Source organism: Aminobacterium sp. UBA4834 (genome assembly GCF_002400205.1).
GTDB classification, from domain to species: domain Bacteria; phylum Synergistota; class Synergistia; order Synergistales; family Aminobacteriaceae; genus Aminobacterium; species Aminobacterium mobile.
Genome location: NZ_DHFC01000004.1, coordinates 60,069 through 76,120, shown reverse-complemented (window position 1 = coordinate 76,120; position 16,052 = coordinate 60,069). Strand labels below are relative to the sequence as shown.

General features: G+C 44.9%; 14 protein-coding genes. 10 read left to right on the top strand and 4 right to left on the bottom strand.

All coding sequences use genetic code 11. The features are described 5' to 3' along the window. The first annotated feature begins 87 nt into the window (after window positions 1-87). From B3L97_RS02240 to B3L97_RS02200, 9 genes are all read left to right on the top strand, one after another. Entirely contained in the window at window positions 88-1,557 is a 1,470-nt protein-coding gene (locus tag B3L97_RS02240) for a pyridoxal-phosphate dependent enzyme (protein WP_286933631.1), read from the top strand. Between the two features lie 199 nt (window positions 1,558-1,756). Continuing rightward, window positions 1,757-2,845 carry a TRAP transporter substrate-binding protein gene (locus tag B3L97_RS02235; RefSeq protein ID WP_286933630.1) on the top strand — a complete coding sequence of 363 codons (1,089 nt, stop codon included), beginning with the start codon at window positions 1,757-1,759 and terminating at the stop codon, window positions 2,843-2,845. Between the two features lie 118 nt (window positions 2,846-2,963). Continuing rightward, on the top strand, window positions 2,964-3,488 hold the full coding sequence (locus B3L97_RS02230; RefSeq protein ID WP_286933627.1) for a TRAP transporter small permease: 525 nt from the start codon (window positions 2,964-2,966) through the stop codon (window positions 3,486-3,488). Beyond that, on the top strand, window positions 3,489-4,823 hold the full coding sequence (locus B3L97_RS02225) for a TRAP transporter large permease (protein WP_286933626.1): 1,335 nt from the start codon (window positions 3,489-3,491) through the stop codon (window positions 4,821-4,823). Between the two features lie 55 nt (window positions 4,824-4,878). Next, the gene (locus B3L97_RS02220; protein ID WP_286933623.1) at window positions 4,879-6,465 is read left to right on the top strand and encodes an N-acyl-D-amino-acid deacylase family protein; all 1,587 of its coding nucleotides are present in this window, start codon (window positions 4,879-4,881) and stop codon (window positions 6,463-6,465) included. A 79-nt stretch (window positions 6,466-6,544) separates the two neighbouring features. Beyond that, window positions 6,545-7,726: a YgeY family selenium metabolism-linked hydrolase gene (locus B3L97_RS02215; protein WP_286933619.1), complete on the top strand. Its 1,182-nt coding sequence runs from the start codon at window positions 6,545-6,547 to the stop codon at window positions 7,724-7,726. 8 nt (window positions 7,727-7,734) lie between these two features. Then, window positions 7,735-8,988, top strand: a complete 1,254-nt coding sequence (locus B3L97_RS02210; RefSeq protein ID WP_024822869.1) for a threonine synthase — start codon at window positions 7,735-7,737, stop codon at window positions 8,986-8,988. Between the two features lie 141 nt (window positions 8,989-9,129). Beyond that, window positions 9,130-10,086, top strand: a complete 957-nt coding sequence (gene arcC / locus B3L97_RS02205) for a carbamate kinase (protein WP_286933615.1) — start codon at window positions 9,130-9,132, stop codon at window positions 10,084-10,086. An 89-nt stretch (window positions 10,087-10,175) separates the two neighbouring features. Next, a complete protein-coding gene (locus tag B3L97_RS02200) occupies window positions 10,176-11,459 on the top strand; it encodes an MFS transporter (protein ID WP_024822871.1) in 1,284 nt (427 codons plus the stop codon). Here the strand turns inward: B3L97_RS02200 and B3L97_RS02195 are convergent. From B3L97_RS02195 to B3L97_RS02180, 4 genes are all read right to left on the bottom strand, one after another. After that, window positions 11,430-13,175 carry a ferrous iron transporter B gene (locus tag B3L97_RS02195; protein ID WP_024822872.1) on the bottom strand — a complete coding sequence of 582 codons (1,746 nt, stop codon included), beginning with the start codon at window positions 13,173-13,175 and terminating at the stop codon, window positions 11,430-11,432. The genes B3L97_RS02200 and B3L97_RS02195 overlap by 30 nt on opposite strands. Further along, window positions 13,172-13,456 (bottom strand): FeoA family protein, encoded by a 285-nt coding sequence (locus B3L97_RS02190; RefSeq protein ID WP_024822873.1) that lies wholly within the window; start codon window positions 13,454-13,456, stop codon window positions 13,172-13,174. The genes B3L97_RS02195 and B3L97_RS02190 overlap by 4 nt, the downstream gene beginning before the upstream one ends. Further along, a complete protein-coding gene (gene rlmN, locus B3L97_RS02185; protein ID WP_286933598.1) occupies window positions 13,434-14,477 on the bottom strand; it encodes a 23S rRNA (adenine(2503)-C(2))-methyltransferase RlmN in 1,044 nt (347 codons plus the stop codon). The genes B3L97_RS02190 and rlmN overlap by 23 nt, the downstream gene beginning before the upstream one ends. Window positions 14,478-14,732: 255 nt before the next feature. Then, a complete protein-coding gene (locus B3L97_RS02180) occupies window positions 14,733-15,059 on the bottom strand; it encodes a (2Fe-2S) ferredoxin domain-containing protein (protein ID WP_286933596.1) in 327 nt (108 codons plus the stop codon). A 123-nt stretch (window positions 15,060-15,182) separates the two neighbouring features. Between B3L97_RS02180 and B3L97_RS02175 the strand changes: the two genes are divergently transcribed. After that, window positions 15,183-15,995: a ZIP family metal transporter gene (locus B3L97_RS02175; RefSeq protein WP_084043945.1), complete on the top strand. Its 813-nt coding sequence runs from the start codon at window positions 15,183-15,185 to the stop codon at window positions 15,993-15,995. Window positions 15,996-16,052 lie beyond the last annotated feature (57 nt).

Genomic DNA, 16,052 nt, shown 5'->3' with positions numbered 1-16,052 from the left:
ATCCTCTTTACGCAGGGTTTTAAGAGAGAAAATATCGGCTAGAAGAGAACAGGTAGCGAGAATATATAAGAACGGGAGTGAGCAAGAATGATCGATTTGACCATTCACAAAGAAGGGCTCAAAAAAGCGGTGGAGCAGGCAAAAAAACGAAATATTGTTATCCCCACCTTTAAGCAGATGAAAGATCCGGATCGTTATACGCCGGAAAAAATTAAAGAGCGCCTAAAGAAGACGGGCCTTTGGGATGTAGATTCAGTCAATTTGTTCCGCATAACCTGGAAAAATGAGCCGAAAAAGCAGGGTGGATTGTTCGGCAACGTGAATTATGTAGAGATTCCTAGAGAGATTACAGGCGTAAAGGCAAAAATAGTGGCTCTTGTGGGGAAATGGTTTCCTACAGGGGCTCACAAGGTAGGAGCGAGCTTCGGGTGCTTGGCACCCCGTCTTGTGACTGGACAGTTTGATCCTACGTCACAAAAAGCAGTGTGGCCTTCAACAGGAAACTATTGTCGAGGGGGAGCTTATAACGCTCAGCTGCTGGGATGTGATTCTATTGCCATTCTCCCAGAAGGAATGAGTCCTGAGCGCTTCGAGTGGCTGAAAACTGTAGCAGGGGAAGTTATTGGTACACCTGGAACGGAAAGCAACGTAAAGGAAATTTACGATAAGGTTTGGGAACTGCGTAAAACTCGAGACAACATAATGGTGTTTAATCAGTTTGAAGAGTTTGGAAACCACCTGTGGCATTACGAGGTAACTGGTCACGCTATGGAAGAAGTCCTTCAGAAGGTATGTGGTGAGGATGGACGATATTTTGGAGTGGTGCTGACTTCCGGATCAGGTGGAACACTTGCAAGCGGAGATTATCTGAAGGGAAAGTATCCTGGGAGCAAGATTGGAGTGGGAGAAGCTCTTCAGTGTCCCACACTTCTGTGGAACGGTTTTGGTGCTCACCGCCTTGAGGGGATAGGGGATAAGCACGTTCCATGGATTCACAATGTGAAGAACACCGACATGATTATCGACATAGATGATGCTGACAGTATGGCTATGATACGCCTTTTCAACGAACCAGCAGGCCAGGAATTCCTGCGCAAGAGTGGCATATCAGAGACATTTATGGAAAGTCTGCCACTTATAGGAATTTCGGGAGCGGCCAATATCCTTATGGCCATAAAGATGGCAAAGTACTACGAGCTGAGTGAACAGGATGTCATAATAACTGTTCTGACTGATTCCATGGAAATGTACGGCTCGAGGGTCAAAGAAATGGAAGAGGAAATGGGACCCTATACTGAGATGGATGCTGCCATCGATCTTCACCAGCATGTTTTTGGAGTCGGAATTGATTATATGCAGGAACTTTCATATTACGATCGGAAGCGAATCCATAATCTCAAATATTATACATGGGTTGAGCAACAGGGGAAGACTTCAGAGGAACTGAATGATCAGTGGTACGACTACGATGCGTATTGGGGTTCTATTCATAAAATGGCCGATGCTATTGACGAAAGAATTGATGAATTTAATAGGCTTACAGGACTTCTTGTTTAATATGATGTAGCGGGCTAAAGATGTGAGGTTGCGTTTTCGCAACCTCTTCTTCGTCAGTAAGGCCGAGGGGAGGGCGAACGGCGGAGAAACGTTATCCTGTTCTTGGGGAGTATTAATTCGCGAGGGGAAAGTCGTTGCGTTTTTAGGGCTCTTGAACTGCACTTCCGGAAGGATCTGCGCATGAAAAAGGAGGCGTTACATGATGTCTAAGGTTGGGTTCTGGAGAAAGAGTTTAGTCGTCGTATTGGTTGTTCTGTCTTTAGGTTTTGCCATTGTTGCGGGAGCAGCAGAACCAGAGTATAAGTGGCGTTTTGGGCAGACCTCAGTTCGAGCATCTCAAGGGGAGTCCTATAAGCTTTTCTGTGAGTTGATCTCGAAATATAGTGATGGTCGAATCCAAGTCGAGTTTTTCCCTGATAACCAGCTGGGCACTCTTGATGAAATTTTCCATGCCGTTCAGGATGGCGAAGTGGAAATATGTGGAGTGGCACCTTATGTAAACCTCGTCCCAGGTGGGATGTTTAACTGGATGCCTTGGACTGTTGAGACATGGGAAGAGTGCAAGATGGCTTTTAAGCGTCCAGATGGATGCTTGTATGCACCAATGGAAAAGGCTATGAATGAAGTTGGGATGCACATCCTTTTCACCGTGTCTCAAGGATCTTATGGTGTTGGAAACAATATCCGGCCCATTAAGACCCCTGAAGATTTCAAGAACCTGAAAATGCGAGTTTCTTCTTCTCTTGGCTGTGTAAGAGGACTTCAGAATATGGCTGAAGGAACAGGCATGACTGTGGAAACCGTACCTTGGGGCGAGCTCTATAATGCTCTGTCTCGTGGCGTTGTCGATGGTTGTTGGTCAATGTGGCCTTCTCTTGTGGAGGAGCGCCATTACGAGGTTATAAAGTATTACACCTCCCTTGATTGGTGCTGGGATGCAAACCAGGTTGTCATCAACAAAGATCTTTGGGAAGAGCTTCCTGATGATCTCAAAGCTGCTATAGAGAAAGCTGCCCTAGAGGCAGAGGCTCATCAGTATGCAATTCAGGAGCGTATGGCAGAAGAATTCCAGGCGTTCTTGAAAGATCAGAAGAATTTCGAGATTTATTATCCTACCGACGAAGAGCGAGCCGCATTCCGTGAAAAAGCAAATGTCTTGAGCATTTGGAACGAACTGTGCAAGCCTTGGCTCGATAAGCATTATCCTGGTCAGAATATGACCGAAAAGATTCTTGCTGAGCTTGAGGCGAATCGGAAACTGGTTTTATCCGAAAAAGCGGCGAAGTAGATGAAATCTAAGGAGGCAGTCAAAGGACTGCCTCCTTATTTCTTCCCTTACTGTAGATTAACCTATTCCCTATTTTGAGATAGAGGGGATTGCACTTCAGAGAGAAGGAAGTGTTACAATGAAAAAATTTTTCTTGTATTTGGAAAAAGTGGAATTTTTCCTAGCCTCCGTAGGACTTTTATCAGCAATTATTCTCACGTTCTGCCAGGTTGTTAATCGGTATTGGTTGCATTTTGAGATCATGTGGATCAGTGATTTTATGTTGTACATATTTATTTTCACAATCTATATTGCTATTTCATATGGGGCATCCCAGAAAACTCATATTGCTGTGGATATTTTTCCAGATTGTTTGTGTGGGAATGACAAGGCAAAGAGAGCAATGTTCGATATTGTTAAAAGTGTTGTTACCATTTTCATGATAATTTCTATGAGTGGGTCTACATGGAAAGTATTAAAAAGGGCCTTTAAATACCCTGAATACGCGACCCTTGTTCGCTGGTTCAATATGAGCTGGCTCACATATGCGATGGGAGCTATGGTTGTTTTTGCTATTCTTCACTATGGATGGCATGTGGCTTGCGATATTTACGAGCTGAAGCAACTTCGTTGGATTTCAGCAAATGAAGGGGAGGCAGAATAGATGATAGACATCGGAACAGTAACCACACTAATTAGTTTTCTTGTGGGGATCGTTCTGGGTTTCCCCATAGGGTGGCTCTTTATAGGTTCAACGGCTTTGGGCCTTTTGGTTATGGGGGGCTCTACAGCTTTTATGGCGAATACATTTTTCCACGCATTAGATTCGTCGACGGTTATGGCCATAGCTTTTTTTGTCTTCTCTGGAGCTTTGATTTCAGAGGCAGGATTAGCCGATCGCATTGTCAATTTTTCATACTCTCTCGTAGGGCGGCTCAAGGGAGGGCTTACGGCTGTAGGAATAGTAGCGACCCTTTTTTTAGGAGCTTTGACAGGATCGTCTGTTCCTTGTATCGCCGCTTTGATCCCCTTACTGGTGCCGCGTCTGGAGAAATTTGGCTATAAGAGAGTTTATACAACAGCTCTGCTTTGTTCTTCAAGCTATCTGGGCTATTTGATTCCTCCCAGTGTGCCGGCGATGATCTATTGTCTCCTTTCGGGACAGTCAGTGGCGGCTCTCTTTCTCGCCACAGTTTTTCCGGGATTTGTGCTTGCAATTGGTTACGGGATTTTAAATTACTTTATGGTAGATCGTTATACATTTGAAAGCAGCGAGAAGCCTGAGCTTCCAACAACTTTCAAAGAGTCTTTTAGAGACGTACTTCACACTGGCCGGGTTGCTATTCCGGCGTTGGGATGTCCAGTATTGATTCTGGTCGGCATTTATGGTGGTATTTTTACCCCTAACGAAGCCGGCGGAATTGCCTCAGTATACTGCCTCCTTGTAGGATGGTTTGCCTATCGTGAGCTAACGAATGCAAAGTTGAAGAAAGCTTTGTCGGGCACAATTGGCACCTTTGGAATGACTACCCTGCTCCTTGCCGGAGGAACGATACTGACTCGTTTCCTTACGCGCCAAGGAGTTGCGCAGGAAGTAGCAACGTTCATGTTGACATTATTTGAAAACAAGTACCTTATCCTTCTTATGTTGAATATTTTCCTCCTGTTTTTGGGAATGTTTTTGGATGGTATTCCCATTTTGATCCTCGTTGTTCCTCTCGTGCTCCCTCTTATGCAGGAACTTGGCGTAAATTTGGTTCACCTGGGAGCCATGATGGTTGTCAACGTAGGAATTGGTGTTATGACGCCTCCTTTTGCAATGTCAATATTTGTTGGTTCTCGATTAGCGCAGGTACCAGCCGCTGAATTAACGAAAACGATGATGCCATTTTTGTTTCTGGTCTCTTTGCCAGTGTTGCTCCTGACTACTTATGTGCCAGCATTGTCATGTTGGCTCCCGGAGGTTCTTTTGGGAGCGTCTGTAGTAGGACCGTGGTGATTTTTGAAAAATATTGGAGACACAGGAGAAGAAGATTGAGGGGAGGGATTTTATTTTGTTCGATATCTTAATAAAGAATGGAACTTGTTACGTTGGAGATGGAAAAGCTGGTTTTGTTTCTGATATCGCTGTTGAAGGTGGCATTATAGCGGCTATAGGAAATTTAGAGAATGCTGAAGCTAAACGAGTGATCGATGCCAGAAATTTAGCAGTAACGCCGGGTTTTATCGATACTCATAGCCATTCTGATCTTGTAGCTCTTGTGGAACCGGAGATTGCGAATAAAACGACACAAGGTGTGACGACGGATATTATAGGGCAAGACGGCATGTCTCTTGCTCCAGTTCGAACTGAGTATATTGATGTTTGGAAGAAAGTTATGGCAGGATTGGAGGGGCAATATGAGGTGGAATGGAATTGGCACAGTTCCGCTGAATATCTCGCCCGGTTGGAAGCTCAACCCTTAGGTCCAAACTTAGCGTATCTTGCTCCTTATGGAAATATTCGCATGTGTGTTGTGGGGCTTGAAAATCGTCCTGCCACAAAAGATGAAGTAAAAAAAATGCAAGACCTTTTGGAAGAAGCTATATTAAATGGAGCTGTGGGGTTGTCTACTGGTTTAATATATCCTCCCTGTAATTACGCTTCAGAAGACGAGATAGCTGAGCTTACGAAGGTCCTTACGAAGTATGGTCTCCCCTTAGTGATTCATCAGAGAAGCGAGGCTGATGATATTTTAAACTCGATGGACGAGGTTGTTCGTATTAGCCGGAAATCTGGTTGCCCCATCCACTTCTCCCATTTTAAAGTTTGTGGCAAGAAAAATGCCCATCTCTTTGATGCTGTAATGGAAAAGCTGGAATCTGCATCAAAAGAAATTGCAGTTTCTTTTGATCAATATCCCTATACGGCTGGAAGCACGACATTCAGTGTTATTCTTCCTCCATGGGTTCATGACGGCGGAGCTGATAAGGCTTTAGCTCGTTTAGCCGATCCTGTAGCGCGAGAACGGATGAAACGGGATATTCGAGATGGTATCCATGGGTGGGATAACTTTATCGACTTTGCCGGAATGGAGAATATCTCTGTTACATTCGTTAAAACAGCAAAAAATGCTGATGTAGTGGGGAAAAACATGATCGAGATAGGCAAGTTGAGAGGGAAAGATCCTCTCGATGCGGCTTTCGATATCCTTCTCGAGGAAGAGATGGTGGTAGGCCTCGTAGATTTTTACGGATACGAAGAGCATGTTGAGAAAATTTTAGCTCACCCTCTTCAGAACCCTTGCACAGATGGAATTCTTGGGGCTCATCCTCATCCCAGAGTCTATGGTTCGTTCCCTCGCATATTGGGGCACTATGTGAGAGAACGTAAAATCTTAGATCTTCCTACAGCTATCCATAAAATGACAGGACGTCCGGCTTCTATCTTCAAGATGAGAAATAGAGGGCTTCTCAAAGAAGGATACGTGGCAGACATTTCTATTTTCGACCCTGAGACGGTAATCGATACTGCTACCTACGAAAATCCGAAACAGTTTGCTAAAGGCATTCCTTACGTCATAGTCTGTGGACGGCTTGTAGTTGATGATGGGGCTGTTATGAAAGAGAAAGCTGGTCAAGTCGTACGGTTCGAAAAATAGAGGCCAGGGTTCTTTGCCTTATATCGCTGTTATTTTTATATCCGTCGCTGTTTTATCTTAGTGAGGAGGTAATGTTTTTATGAGTATGGATTGGCGAGAGCCTCTCGTCTCCTTGTGCAGAGAAATGATCCGCCGCCCCAGCCTCTCAGGGCAGGAGAAAGAGATGGCTGATTTTGTAGAACGCAGCATGCAGGAACTTGGCTTTGACTCCGTAGAACGTGACCATTACGGAAACGTGTCTGGGCGGATTGTTCTCGGTAGTGGCGGCCGTCGTATTCTCTTTGAAGGACATATGGACCATGTGGAAATAGTAGATCCCTCGAAATGGACCCATGACCCCTTCGGCGCAGAAATTGTTGATGGACGTATATATGGGCGGGCAACATCAGATATGAAGGGGAACTTGGCAGCTTCCATGATGGCAGCATCTTTGATAAAAAAAGAAAGAGCCGACCTTAATGGAGAAATTATTGTTGCAGGATCCGTTCATGAAGAATGTTTTGAAGGAGTTGCATCTGAGGCGATAGGGAAACGCTGGAATCCCGATTGCGTCGTTATTGGAGAGGCTTCCTCTTTAAACCTTAAGCGGGGACAGAGAGGCCGAGCAGAAGTTGTTTTAGAAACGTACGGCAAATCAGCTCACTCATCAAATCCTGATGTAGGTTTGAACGCTGTTAAAACAATGGTACCTCTCCTTGCTGCCATAGAGCGCGAGTTTCAGCCTAAAGAACAACCCGTTCTCGGTAAGGGAATCTTGGAATTAACCGACATTATTTCCTCTCCCTATCCTGGAGCGAGTGTGGTTCCAGAACGTTGCCGCGTAACATATGACCGAAGACTTCTTGTAGGAGAAACTGATGCCGAAGTTTTAGATCAGATCCAAAAGATTATTGATGAAGAGAAGAAGCGCAATTCTAAACTCGATGCGAAGGTCGCTCTCGCTGTAGGAAGCGAAATGTGTTATACCGGTGCTCCCATAGAGGCAACACGTTACGCGCCTGGCTGGCTATTCCCTGAAGATAACTGGTTTGTAGCCGCAGCTTTACGTGGGTTGCGCCAGGCTGGGTTGAACCCTGAACTTTCTCATTACGCCTTCTGTACGAACGGGAGCTATTATGCTGGGAAAGCGGGAATCCCGACGATTGGTTTTGGAGGGTCTTTAGAGTCGTTAGCTCACGTAGTTGACGAATATATTGAGATTGACCAGCTTGAAAAGGCCTGTCTCGGTTATATGGGTATTATTCGTTCGGTACTCGGGTAGGCCTTGCTATGTCTAAAGTAGTTGCTTTGAAGTGCGCTCTCTGTGGGCGTACGTTTGCACAGGAAGCAGGAGTAAAGACTTGCCCTCATTGCGGCGTTGATGGAACGATGCATGTTTTTTACGATTATGAAGAAGTTGCCAAGACGTTCACTCGTCGTTCCCTGGCTGCCGATTCTCGGCACTCCCTTTGGCGTTATGATGCACTTTTGCCAGTAGAGGAAGGTTCCGTTCGCCCTAACCTCCAGGTTGGGTGGACTCCGCTGTACGACGAACCGAAGCTGGCTCAGCGCTATGGAGTTGCTTCAGTGAAAGTGAAAGATGATGGTCGTAACCCAACTGCATCTTTGAAAGATCGAGCTAGCGCAATTGCTGTAACAATGGCTCTAGAGCAGGGGCAATCTACAGTGGCTTGCGCGTCTACAGGAAATGCGGCAAGTTCTTTGTCGGGGTTTGCTGCAGTAACGGGATTAAACAGCGTTATTTTTGTTCCCGAAACAGCCCCAATAGCAAAAGTAACTCAGCTTTTAGTTTACGGAGCAAAAGTTTTTCTTGTGCGTGGAGATTATGCTCAAACAGTGGAACTGGCAATGAAAGCTATTGAACATCATGGTTGGTACGATCGTAATTGCGCAATCAACCCTTATTTAGTGGAAGGGAAGAAGACCTGCGCCATGGAGATTGCGGAGCAGTGTAATTGGGATCTTCCAGACATCGTTTTTGTATCTGTGGGGGATGGTTGCATCGTCAGTTCGATGTATAAAGGCTTTTACGATCTTAAACAAGTAGGGCTGATTGAGACCATTCCTGCTATTGTTGGTGTTCAGGCCGAGGGGGCATGTCCGATTCACCGCGCTATCCAAGCTGGTTCTAATAGAGTAGAGTTTGGTGCGGCCAATACTATTGCTGACAGCATTTCTGTTGGTGCTCCTCGTAACTGGGCCAAGGCGTTAAATGCTATACGTAGCAGCGGAGGAACAACTGTTGCTGTTTCAGACAGCGAAATTCTTGAGTCCTTATGTGAATTGCCTCGCTTGACAGGCGTTTTTGCTGAGCCTGCCGGAGTGGCAGCATACGCAGGTTTCCGACATATGGCTTTAGAGGGACGCCTGAAAGCTGATGAGCGTGTAGCGCTGGTCGTTACAGGAAATGGGCTTAAAGATGTAGCGTCTGCCCAAAAAGCTGTACAATCTGCAATGACTGTGGATACTGGTTCAGAGGGGTTGGAACAAATAGAAGCGTTTCTACAGCGAGAAGAGAGATAAAAGCAAACCCATGGCCTCCTTGTAGCATTTTTTCAAGGAGGCCATTTTACAAAGCAGAATGGCTATGACCGTTTCATTCTCGACGAGATAGGGTTATATTATTTGTATTTGTAACTTATTCAATGACAGGAGAGTGAAGTCGTGAGCTCGAGAGTTTTAGTGGCCTTAGGAGGGAATGCCATTCTGCAGCCGGGCCAGAAGGGAACAGCTGTAGAACAGCTGGCTAATATAACTCACACCGTAGAACAGCTATTAGATATTGTAGAAAAAGGATATGAACTGGTTCTAACTCATGGAAACGGTCCTCAGGTTGGTGCCATTCTTATTCAAAATGAGATGTCTAGGGAGCAGGTTCCGGCTATGGGGTTGGATTTTTGTGGAGCAGAGAGTCAAGGATTTATTGGCTATATGTTGTGCCAGGTTCTCCATAATGAGTGTATGGCGCGAGGATTGAAAAAAGATGCGGTTTGCGTTGTGACTCAGGTAGAAGTAAATCCTGACGATAAGGCTTTTAGCACTCCTACAAAACCTGTAGGGCCTTTTTATTCCCAAGCAGAAGCTGAGCTTCGCATGGCACAGAGGGGCGAACGATGGATAGAAGATGCCGGACGAGGCTGGCGAAAGGTCGTCCCTTCCCCTGAACCTAAAAACGTCATAGAAAAAGAGGTTATTCGAGAGCTTGTCGATAGAGGATTTATAGTTGTAGCGTCTGGTGGGGGTGGCATTCCTGTTTGTCGAGATGCGCAGGGCCGTCTTTATGGTGTGGAAGCTGTGATCGATAAAGATTTGGCAGGGGAACGATTGGCCCAAGACGTGCATGCTGATACTTTTGTTATTCTAACAGATGTCCCCAACGCTATTCTTAATTACAATACACCCCATCAGATGCCTTTAGGAAAAGTTACGATAGAAGAGATGGAAAAGTATGTGGAAGAGGGACATTTTCGAGCGGGATCCATGGGACCTAAAGTTCAAGCAGCCCTTCGTTTTGTTAAAGATGGAGGAGATCGAGCTATTATAGCTCGCCTTGATCAAGTTCTTGCAGCCTTGAAAGGAGAAGCTGGAACGCAGATAGTTTCAGAAGCAGATCAGGAATAGATGCGTTTTTAGAATATATTGAACCTTAAATATATTGAGTGCCCTCCCTTTATGAAGGGCACTCTTTTTATAAGGAGTGATTATGCATCATGAGGCAAGAGCAGGAGCATAGAAGGAAAGCGTACCTTATTTTCGTCGTGTTGTTGTTTTCTTATTTCATGTCATATTTCTTTCGCATCGCCCCTTCCGTGGTAATGCCTCTTTACTCAGCTCGTTTAAACCTTAGCGCGACGATGACGGGGTTTATAGCGAGCTTGTTCTTTTACGCCTATGGAGCCATGCAGCCTGTGTGCGGAGTACTGCTCGACAGGTTCGGTCCGATGAGAGTTGCTTCTATAGGATTGTTTTTTACAGCTTTAGGTGGCTTTATGATGATTTTTGAGCCGACAGTTATGACTCTTTCTTTGTGGAGGCTTTTTATGGGGTTAGGTTTTTCTCCTTTATTTATGGGAGCTTTGGTTTTTCAGGCTGCCGCTTTCCCCATTGCACTTTACGCGTTCTACTCTGGAATTACATTGGCGTGCGGCAACATGGGAACAGTGATAGGAGTGGCTCCCTTAGGTGCGGCTATTGATAGATGGGGCATGAGCAACGTGTCTCTGGCTCTTGCCCTTTTTTGTCTCTTGTTATCTACTTTCCTTTTTTGGGTGAGACATGAAGATCCTGTGTATATTAAAAATAGTTCCTCATCTTCAGGATTGCTTCATAATTTGAAAGAAGCTTTCCTTTTTGTAACAGGTTCGCCTGTTGCCCGTTCCGTGACGCTTCTTTGGAGTCTTTCCATGGCGTCTATCCTTTCTTTACAAGCGTTATGGGCTGTTTCCTGGTTTTCTGCTGTTTACGGTCGATCTGTTGCTGATTGTCGGGGATGGGCTTCGCTTATGGGAGTTGGGGTGGTAGTCGGCACTCTTCTTTCAGGTTTTTGGGGGCGCTCGAAAAGGAACAGAGAGATTCTTCTCTTCGTGTTCTCAATGTTTTTTTCGCTCTCTTTGGCTCTTATTACAGGGTTTCTTTATTTTCGTTTTCCTATATATGTAGCAGCAGGGGCAGGATTTCTTTTGGGAGCGAGTACTGGCGGAGGGGCAGTTTGTTACGCGGCAAAAATTAATGATGTGGCCCGTCCCCATCTTCGGGGAGCTGTTATGGGAATTGTCAACGCTTTTATTTATATGACGGTCATTATTTACCAATGGGGGACAGGTGCCATTCTCGATTTCTTCCCAGGCAGTGCACTGGGACACTATGCTAAAGAAGGGTACTCTGTAGCATATGTGGTCGTGTTTTGCGCGAGTACCCTTTCTTTTTGGGCCCTTCGAACTTTATATAAAAAGGAGAAAGAACCTTTAAAAGCTCAAGCTGAGAGCGATTCGTAAAAGAGTTCCAGCCGTTAAGGCTGATATGATCATAATAGCGAGGCTTCCTGTCATCTTTTTCCCGCCGAGTTCTTTCCAAAGGACAATGAATGTGGCGATACAGGGGAAGGTCATAGCGAGAGTTACGGTAGCCACTACAAGCTGAGAAGGGGAGAGATTTAGTGTGGCCAGCATTCCTACGGCGACGTCTTTTCGAAGCAGTCCCATAATAATAGGTGCTGCGGCTTCGGCAGGGAGGCCAAGCAGGTTGGTAAATATGGGCTTGAGTATGCCTGTAATAACAGTGATAGCTCCTGTCATATAAAGGGCGTTAATGAGGAGTACGCCGACCATGACTAGAGGAATAGCTTCTTTAAAAAAACCTTTTAAACGGAACCAGAGTTTAAAAAAGAGATCTCTCACAGAGGGTATTCTATACGGCGGAATCTCCACGATCAGTTCAGGACTATATCCTGGCATGGTCATATGGAGAATTCGGCCGATGATAACCCAAGCTAAAAAAAGGACTCCGTAGGTAATAAAGACGTAACGAATTCCAAGATGTCCTATAACCCCCACAATCATGGCTTGAAGTCCGGCGCATGGGATGGCAACAGAGATGAGCGTAGCTGCTATGAAGCGCTCGCGCTCCGATTCCAAAACTCGTGTAGCAAGAATGCCAGGGACGTTACACCCCAACCCTAACAGAGCGGGTACCACGGCATAGCCATGGAGTCCTAATCTGTGAAAAAGCGCATCGAAGAGAACGGCGAAACGAGGCAGATATCCTACATCTTCAAGAAAGCTTAATGCCAGATAAAAAGAAAAAACGTAGGGTAATACCATGACGATAGGAACATAAAGTCCTGTAGAGAGAAGCCCGAAACTTTGTTCCATGTTGATTGAACCATCAATAAGGCTCCCCACAAGCAGATGCTGTGCGAGGGGCCATCCTTTCAATGCTTCCGATAACTTTATTAAAAAAGGGATCCAGAATTTTGCTACAAGGGGGTCCAGAACATGGTCGATAAGACCTTCTCCTATAAGACGAATGACATAAAAACTTACAGCTATAACTAAAATTCCAATAAGCCCTCCCCAAAGAGGATGAACAGATAGATCTTCAAGAGTATCTCGAAGAGTATGGTGTCGATGAACAACTTTTTGAACCTGTCCAATAATGCTCCCTATTTTTTGCCATCTTTCCTCACTTGAAAGGGGAGCGACATGTCCTGTCCTAGCTTCGGGAATTCGCTCTATGAGCTTGCTGATTCCTACGCCGCTTAAAGCAACAGTAGGAATTACAGGAACTCCGAGAAGGCTTTCCAGTTTTCCTACATCTATAGTGATGCCTCGATGGCGGGCCTCGTCAACCATATTAAGCGCAATAATAGTTGGTAGCCCTCGTTCCATTGTCTGGAAGGCGAGATAGAGATTCCTCTCCAAGGCGGTGGCATCAAGAACTATAACTGCTAAATCGGCGCCTTCATCTATCATGCGTCTGGCGACTTGCTCTGCCTCATTAGTGGGATCAAGGGTATATGCTCCTGGTACATCAATAATACGGTAGGCCTCAGACTTATAGCGCAGACATCCCTCCATAAATCCCACAGTTGTGCCCGGATAGTTGGAAGAGAGGGCGCGAACTCCCGTTAATCTGGTGAAAATAACGCTTTTCCCTACGTTTGGATTTCCAACTAAAAGTAATGTCTTGCTTGTTTTCTTTTCTATGCTCATGGTTCTTCCTTCTCTAGAGAATCGTAATGTAAATCATTTTTCAGAAGGGGTTCCACCTCTACACGAGACGATATTCTCCAGCCTATGGCAATTTGTCGCCCGTCGACAATAATAGTAACAGGACCATGGAAAGGCATTCCAGAAACTTTTTCTACCAGTTTGCCTTCCCGAAGTCCCAAGGCTTCTAAACGCCGCCTGCTCTCTCCTGAGGGAAGGGTCACTATCCGCGCCTTCCTGCCGTTTTCCAGGTCTTTTAGACTAGTTTTTTGCGTCTTTCCCATCTCGTCTTCGCAACTGGCCACATGCAGCATTGATATCAGATCCCTTTTCTCGTCGAATTTCAAATTCTATGTTCATTTCGGAAAGCACCGCGCTAAAAGCTTTAATGCGGCCAGCGGAGGAACGCTTGAATCTTCCTTCTACAGGGTTATAGGGGATAAGGTTGACGTAGACAGAAAGGCCATTTAAAAGAGTGGCTAGTTCGTAAGCCTGCTCGACAAGGTCATTTACTTTATCGATCATAACGTACTCTATGGTTATGCGATCTCCTGTGGCAGTTTGATATTCCCGAAGGGCATCCACAAGAGCCCCCAATGGATACTGCCTGTTTACCGGCATTAACTTATTTCGAAGCTCATCGTTTGTTGCATGGAGAGAGACAGAAAGCTTTACGGGCATTTGAAGTTTTATCAGAGCCTGTATTCCAGGAACTATCCCTGACGTGGATATTGTCATATGACGAGCGCCGAGTCCTCGCATCTTAGGGTCGTTAAAAATCCTGATGCTTTTGAAAAGAGCTTCCTGATTTAAAAAGGGTTCCCCCATTCCCATGAAAACAATATTGTTAATGTCCATGCCGGCGATCTTTTCCATGGCAAGAAATTGACCTACTATTTCACCAGCGGAAAGGTCGCGTACAAATCCTCCCTGTCCTGTAGCACAGAAAGAACAAGCTAGCGGACACCCCACTTGGCTCGATAGACAGGCGGTCATATGGTTCCCGTGAGATAAAAGTACCGATTCAATTCTTTCTCCATCTCGTAATTGCCAAAGAAATTTTCTTGTGCCGTCTTTCGATATTTCCTGACGCACAAGCATGGGGGGCAAAATTAAAAGTTTGTATACTAAATCTTCTCTCAATTCTTTGCTCAGATTTGTCATGTCAGCAATATTAAAAACCTTTTTCTGATAAATCCACTGGCAGATCTGATCCGTTCTATACCGTTGGAGCCCGAATTTCTCTGTGCAGAGATCGAGCCATTGGTTGTACTCAAGTTCGAGAACGATAATGGGCTCTTCCATAGCATTTCCTCCTGACTGAAGATACTTCATCTATTTTTCTCATAAACAATTAATGATCCCACAACTTTGCGGGGACTGTCAATGATAATATATTTCCCTTTTTATAACTAACTATAAATATAATAACAGGGTGTCTGAAAAAATTCCTGAATAAGTGAAAAACAAGATATAAAAATATTGCGACATTTTGGCTGATGTAGTCTCTAGATTATTTTATGAAAAGAAAAATCGATTCTCAGTTTTTTACGGTTGAAATCAAATAAATTCTTCTTTTTTGTGATTTTCATCTAAATGAGGGAACGTATTGTTTAACAGGTTCTTTAGTTTGTCTTTAGTCATAAATCCGTAAATGTTCCCCCTAAATTCTATGACCGGAGAGGCTCCGCATTCACCGAGGCATGTAGTTAATTGAACCGTTACTTTTTCTGCAAGTCCAAGCTCTCGTATAGTCTCCTCTGCTACAGGCAGAAAGGCCCTACTGCAAGGACCGCAGACAGCAAGAATTTCTGGTGCAGACCATGCAGGCAAAGGTGCTGTAGAAAAAGCCAGTATGATTATAAAGAGAGAGATTATTTTTTTCACCCGACTCACCTTCTTCATATGTATAGTAATATAAATATAATAAAGTTTGTGTATAAATAGAGCTGCATTTTTGCTGATCTAAAGCTACATAACATTACGGATAGAAATGGAGTGAAATAGAGAATGATAGACTTCCTTGTTGGCGCAAGTCCTGTGATGCAGGCTTTAATGGGGACTCTCTTTACTTGGGGGCTTACATCTCTTGGTGCGGCTGTTGTGTTTCTGCGAAAAAACCCGAGCCAGAAATTGCTCGATATTATGCTAGGTTTTGCTGCAGGAGTGATGATTGCGGCGAGTTATTGGTCTTTATTGGCTCCAGCTATTGATATGGCGACGGAAATGGGGAAGTTGCCTTGGCTTTCTCCAGCGGTGGGTTTCATGCTTGGCGGAGTTTCTCTTCGTATTATCGATCGTTTTTTGCCTCACCTTCATTTAGGCCTGCCTCGAAACGAGGCGGAGGGTGTTTCTACAACGTGGAAAAGGACGACTCTTCTTGTATTGGCCATTACGCTTCATAATATTCCTGAAGGCATGGCGGTAGGCGTTGCTTTTGGAGCTGTAGCATCTGGTATCCCATCTGCTTCCTTAGCAGGAGCTGCTGCTTTAGCGTTGGGTATCGGCATTCAGAATTTCCCTGAAGGGATGGCTGTTTCCATGCCATTGCGTCGGGAAGGAATGGCACCAAGTAAGAGCTTCTGGTATGGTCAGCTTTCTGGAATTGTAGAGCCTTTTTTTGGTGTTATAGGCGCTTTGGCAGTAACTGTGGCGCGCCCTATTCTACCTTATGCCTTGGCATTTGCCGCTGGTGCCATGATCTTTGTAGTTGTGGAAGAGGTTATTCCAGAATCTCAGCAAGGGGGACATGGAGATCAGGCCACTATGGGGGTCCTTATTGGTTTCACTGTAATGATGATATTAGATGTAGCTTTAGGGTAAAATAATTATTAGAGGGTCATAAGTGTTATGTTTACACTGTTTTTAAAAAGAAGGGTA

Excerpts from the sequence above, each read along its gene's own strand:
- B3L97_RS02240 (WP_286933631.1), top strand. The coding sequence starts at position 88 with ATGATCGATTTGACCATTCACAAAGAAGGGCTCAAAAAAGCGGTGGAG.
- B3L97_RS02235 (WP_286933630.1), top strand. The coding sequence starts at position 1,757 with ATGATGTCTAAGGTTGGGTTCTGGAGAAAGAGTTTAGTCGTCGTATTG.
- B3L97_RS02230 (WP_286933627.1), top strand. The coding sequence starts at position 2,964 with ATGAAAAAATTTTTCTTGTATTTGGAAAAAGTGGAATTTTTCCTAGCC.
- B3L97_RS02225 (WP_286933626.1), top strand. The coding sequence starts at position 3,489 with ATGATAGACATCGGAACAGTAACCACACTAATTAGTTTTCTTGTGGGG.
- B3L97_RS02215 (WP_286933619.1), top strand. The coding sequence starts at position 6,545 with ATGAGTATGGATTGGCGAGAGCCTCTCGTCTCCTTGTGCAGAGAAATG.
- B3L97_RS02210 (WP_024822869.1), top strand. The coding sequence starts at position 7,735 with ATGTCTAAAGTAGTTGCTTTGAAGTGCGCTCTCTGTGGGCGTACGTTT.
- B3L97_RS02200 (WP_024822871.1), top strand. The coding sequence starts at position 10,176 with ATGAGGCAAGAGCAGGAGCATAGAAGGAAAGCGTACCTTATTTTCGTC.
- B3L97_RS02195 (WP_024822872.1), bottom strand. The coding sequence starts at position 13,175 with ATGAGCATAGAAAAGAAAACAAGCAAGACATTACTTTTAGTTGGAAAT.
- B3L97_RS02190 (WP_024822873.1), bottom strand. The coding sequence starts at position 13,456 with ATGGGAAAGACGCAAAAAACTAGTCTAAAAGACCTGGAAAACGGCAGG.
- rlmN (WP_286933598.1), bottom strand. The coding sequence starts at position 14,477 with ATGGAAGAGCCCATTATCGTTCTCGAACTTGAGTACAACCAATGGCTC.
- B3L97_RS02175 (WP_084043945.1), top strand. The coding sequence starts at position 15,183 with ATGATAGACTTCCTTGTTGGCGCAAGTCCTGTGATGCAGGCTTTAATG.